This is a genomic window from Zobellella denitrificans, from assembly GCF_002237365.1.
Classification (GTDB): domain Bacteria; phylum Pseudomonadota; class Gammaproteobacteria; order Enterobacterales; family Aeromonadaceae; genus Oceanimonas; species Oceanimonas denitrificans.
Map to the genome: position 1 here is coordinate 1 of NZ_NMUO01000197.1, position 967 is coordinate 967.

At 70.3% G+C, this 967-nt stretch carries 1 protein-coding gene and 1 pseudogene; both read right to left on the reverse strand.

Going from position 1 to position 967, the window contains the following annotated elements:
- Window positions 1-333: pseudogene (locus tag CGX12_RS19310) on the reverse strand (o-succinylbenzoate synthase); the annotation flags it as partial.
- The coding region (gene menB / locus CGX12_RS19315; protein ID WP_094041466.1) for a 1,4-dihydroxy-2-naphthoyl-CoA synthase at window positions 333-967 on the reverse strand (635 nt) is incomplete at its 5' end. The gene menB and the pseudogene CGX12_RS19310, both read right to left, overlap by 1 nt.

Below are 967 nucleotides of genomic sequence, written 5' to 3' on the forward strand. Positions count from 1 at the left end.
GGCCCGCGCCTCGGGGTCGTCCGGCAGCAGCGGATAGGGGGCCGGCAGCAAGGGGGATCGCTCCGGCCAGGCCCGCCGGGCGCAGGCCAGCCCGAAGCATACCGAGGGCAAACGAGGCACGGGCACGCCACCGGCAGCCAGGATGCCCAGGCAGTACCTGGCTTCCGCCTGCGCCTCGTCCAGGCCCTCGCGGGAAAAACCGGGCAGCGGCGCCACCTCGCCCCAGCCCGAACCCAGTTGCAGCAGCAAGCCCTCCCGCTCGAGCAACCGGCGGCCACGCAGCACCAGCGGCCGGGCCAGGGGCAGGCGATAGCGGTACAGGGCCAGGCGCATCAGGGATTGCGCCTGAACTTGCCGAAGTCGGGCCGGCGCTTCTGGTTGAAGGCGTTGCGTCCTTCCTGCCCCTCTTCAGTCATGTAGAACAGCATGGTGGCGTTGCCGGCCAGCTCCTGCAGCCCGGCCTGGCCGTCGCAGTCGGCGTTCAGCGCCGCCTTCAGGCAGCGCAGCGCCATGGGGCTGTGTTGCAGCATCTCCCGGCACCAGCGCACCGTTTCCCGCTCCAGCTCGGCCAGGGGGACCACGGTATTGACCAGGCCCATGTCCAGCGCCTCGGCGGCATCGTACAGCCGGCACAAAAACCAGATTTCCCGCGCCTTCTTCTGGCCCACGATACGCGCCATATAGGCCGCGCCCCAGCCGCCGTCGAAGGAACCCACCCTGGGGCCGGTCTGGCCGAAGCGGGCGTTATCGGCGGCGATGGTCAGGTCGCACATCATGTGCAGCACATGGCCGCCGCCCACCGCATAGCCCGCCACCATGGCCACCACCGGCTTGGGGCAGGTGCGGATGTCCCGCTGCAGATCCAGCACGTTGAGATGATGGGTGCCCTGCTCGTCCCGGTAGCCGCCGTAGTCGCCGCGGATCTTCTGGTCTCCGCCGGCACAGAAGGCCTGGTCGCCGGCCCCGG